The organism is Flavobacterium paronense, from assembly GCF_030409795.1.
Taxonomy (GTDB): Bacteria; Bacteroidota; Bacteroidia; order Flavobacteriales; family Flavobacteriaceae; genus Flavobacterium; species Flavobacterium paronense.
Genome location: NZ_JAUFQN010000016.1, coordinates 1 through 3302 on the forward strand (window position 1 = coordinate 1; position 3302 = coordinate 3302).

General features: G+C 49.9%; 5 protein-coding genes and 1 pseudogene. 5 read left to right on the plus strand and 1 reads right to left on the minus strand.

Going from position 1 to position 3302, the window contains the following annotated elements:
- Positions 1–421: 421 nt before the first annotated feature.
- From QWY90_RS17575 to yqhH, 5 genes and pseudogenes are all read left to right on the plus strand, one after another.
- Positions 422–547 carry an aldo/keto reductase gene (locus QWY90_RS17575; RefSeq protein ID WP_500683684.1) on the plus strand — a complete coding sequence of 42 codons (126 nt, stop codon included), beginning with the start codon at positions 422–424 and terminating at the stop codon, positions 545–547.
- Between the two features lie 46 nt (positions 548–593).
- Positions 594–1189, plus strand: a pseudogene (locus QWY90_RS17580) (aldo/keto reductase).
- A 309-nt stretch (positions 1190–1498) separates the two neighbouring features.
- Positions 1499–2047, plus strand: a complete 549-nt coding sequence (locus tag QWY90_RS17585) for a YqhG/Tai3 family protein (protein WP_290284055.1) — start codon at positions 1499–1501, stop codon at positions 2045–2047.
- Complete coding sequence (locus tag QWY90_RS17590; protein WP_290284053.1) at positions 2038–2316, plus strand: hypothetical protein; 279 nt, start codon at positions 2038–2040, stop codon at positions 2314–2316. The genes QWY90_RS17585 and QWY90_RS17590 overlap by 10 nt, the downstream gene beginning before the upstream one ends.
- A gap of 45 nt (positions 2317–2361) precedes the next feature.
- Positions 2362–2664: a lipoprotein YqhH gene (gene yqhH / locus QWY90_RS17595; RefSeq protein WP_336622150.1), complete on the plus strand. Its 303-nt coding sequence runs from the start codon at positions 2362–2364 to the stop codon at positions 2662–2664.
- Here yqhH and QWY90_RS17600 read toward each other — a convergent pair.
- Positions 2661–3152, minus strand: coding sequence for a DUF3362 domain-containing protein (locus QWY90_RS17600; protein ID WP_290284054.1), 492 nt, complete (start codon positions 3150–3152; stop codon positions 2661–2663). The genes yqhH and QWY90_RS17600 overlap by 4 nt on opposite strands.
- Positions 3153–3302: the final 150 nt, after the last annotated feature.

Consider the following 3302-nt stretch of genomic DNA (forward strand, 5'->3'; position numbering starts at 1 on the left):
GCGCTAAGCTGCTGCAATATGCTGACGCGTCTGGAACATCACTGAAGGTTCCGATGATGAGCGTATTGACGCCGCGATTGCCGCAACCCGCAATTTCTTTGAGCAATTAGGCGTGCCGACCCACCTCTCCGACTACGGTCTGGACGGCAGCTCCATCCGGCTTTGCTGAAAAAACTGGAAGAGCACGGCCATGACCAACTGGGCGAAAATCATGACATTACGTTGGATGTCAGCCGCCGTATATACGAAGCCGCCGCTAAGCTTTTTACGCCTCAAAACTTTCGTTTTCGGGCATTTCGTCCAGACTTAAGTTCACAACACCTCACCGGAGCCTGCTCCGGTGAGTTCATATAAAGGAGGAACGTATGGCTAATCCAACCGTTATTAAGCTACAGGATGGCAATGTCATGCCCAGCTGGGACTGGGCGTCTGGCAAGCAAGTAATGAGGAAGTAATCACCGCCATTCAAAAAGCGTTAGAAGTGGGTTATCGCTCGATTGATACCGCCGCGGCCTACAAGAACGAAGAAGGTGTCGGCAAAGCCTGAAAAATGCCTCAGTCAACAGAGAAGAACTGTTCATCACCACTAAGCTGTGGAACGACGACCACAAGCGCCCCGCGAAGCCCTGCTCGACAGCCTGAAAAAACTCCAGCTTGATTATATCGACCTCTACTTAATGCACTGGCCCGTTCCCGCTATCGACCATTATGTCGAAGCATGGAAAGGCATGATCGAATTGCAAAAAGAGGGATTAATCAAAAGCATCGGCGTGGCAACTTCCAGATCCATCACCTGCAACGCCTGATTGATGAAACTGGCGTGACGCCTGTGATAAACCAGATCGAACTTCATCCGCTGATGCAACAACGCCAGCTACACGCCTGGAACGCGACACACAAAATCCAGACCGAATCCTGGAGCCCATTAGCGCAAGGAGGGAAAGGCGTTTTCGATCAGAAAGTCATTCGCGATCTGGCAGATAAATACGGCAAAACCCCGGCGCAGATTGTTATCCGCTGGCATCTGGATAGCGGCCTGGTGGTGATCCCGAATCGGTCACACTTCACGTTATTGCCGAAAACTTTGATGTCTGGGATTTCCGTCTCGACAAAGACGAACTCGGCGAAATTGCAAAAACTCGATCAGGGCAAGCGTCTCGGTCCCGATCCTGACCAGTTCGGCGGCTAACATGCAAATTCTCCCGGTGGCGGTAATGTTCCGCTACCGGACTTTTCAGAAATCATTTATTCCCCTCGCGTCCCGCCCGTTGTTACTCTTCCTTGTTCAGGAATGCCAAATATAAGGACATCATCATGCAGAGCCGGAAGCTCTTAAAAGAACAACTCATCTATATCCGGGATAAACGCAACGGAGAGGTGAAAAACAGATGAAAATAATACTTCTGTTTTTAGCAGCCCTGGCAAGTTTTACCGTACACGCACAGCCCCCCTCACAGACCGTAGAACAAACAGTCCGGCATATTTATCAGAACTATAAATCAGATGCCACTGCCCCTTATTTTGTGAAACCGGAGAGCGGGCGATAACTTCTGCGCGTATTCAACAGGCGCTTACCCTGAACGACAATCTTACGCTGCCGGGCAATATTGGCTGGCTGGATTATGATCCGGTTTGTGATTGTCAGGATTTTGGCGATCTGGTGCTAGAAAGCGTTGCGATAACCCAAACTGACGCCGATCATGCCGATGCGTTGTTGCGCTTTCGTATCTTTAAAGATGATAAAGAAAAGACCACGCAGACACTGAAAATGGTGGCGGAAAATGGTCGTTGGGTCATTGACGATATTGTCAGCAATCATGGCAGCGTCTTACAAGCAGTTAATAGCGAGAATGAAAAAACGCTGGCCGCTTTAGCTTCGTTGCAAAAAGAACAGCCGGAAGCCTTTGTTGCCGAACTCTTTGAACATATTGCTGATTATAGCTGGCCGTGGACGTGGGTGGTTTCCGACTCTTACCGCCAGGCGGTTAATGCCTTCTATAAAACCACCTTCAAGACGGCCAATAATCCGATGAAGATATGCAAATAGAACGGCAATTTATTTACGACAATCCGATCTGTTTGGCGAAGAGTCGCTATTTTCACGCGTTGATGAAATTCGAGTCCTGGAGAAAACCGCCGATTCCGCCCGCATTCATGTTCGTTTTTACGCTGACCAATGGCAACAACGAAGAGCAAGAACTGGTTTTACAGCGGCGCGAAGGCAAGTGGGAAATCGCTGATTTTATCCGCCCGAACGCGGCAGCCTACTTAAGCAGATTGAGGCAAAAACTGCGCCAGATTAAAGCAATGAGCTGAATTAAATAACAATTAGCCGGAACAATAAATAAAAGGGAACACTATATGAAAACGATTTTCACCGTGGGAGCTGTTGTTCTGGCAACCTGCTTGCTCAGTGGCTGCGTCAATGAGCAAAAGGTCAATCAGCTGGCGAGCAATGTGCAAACATTAAATGCCAAAATCGCCCGGCTTGAGCAGGATATGAAAGCACTACGCCCACAAATCTATGCTGCAAATCCGAAGCTAACAGAGCCAATACGCGTCTTGATGCTCAGGACTATTTTGATTGCCTGCGCTGCTTGCGTATGTACGCAGAATGATAAAAAAAATCCCGGTAGCGTGTCAGTTGCCGGGGATATTTTTTAACGTCCAACCGCCGCTTTAGGCCGTTTCTTCGCACCAGCATTCACCGGACGAGATTGCGTAGACGACGCTTTTTTTGCCGTAGCAGGCGTCTGACGCTGGGTCGCCATCGGCGTATGTTTCGTCAACGCCGGACGGGTATTGCGGTTCTGGCGACGAGCTTCACGCATCTCTTCAATGGTTGGCGCAGGCACTAAGCAATCGCGACGGCTGCCAATCAGATGCTTTTTGCCCATCGCTTCCAGCGCCTGGCGGATTAACGGCCAGTTTGCCGGATCGTGGTAACGCAACAACGCTTTATGCAAACGACGCTGTTTGTCGCCCTTCGGTACGAAGACGTCTTCGCTCTTATAACCAATCTTCGCAGCGGGTTTTTCCCGGTGTAATACATGGTGGTTGAGTTCGCCAGCGGCGACGGATAGAAGTTCTGCACCTGGTCGAGGCGGAAGCGGTGCTTTTTCAGCCACAGCGCCAGATTCACCTATCTTCATCACGCGTATACCGGGGGTGCGCGGAGATGAAATAGGGGATCAGATACTGCTCTTTACCTGCCTGTTTTGAGTAAGTATCGAACAGCTCTTTAAAGCGGTCATAGCTGCCCATGCCCGGCTTCATCATCTTCGATAACGGCCCTTCTTCGG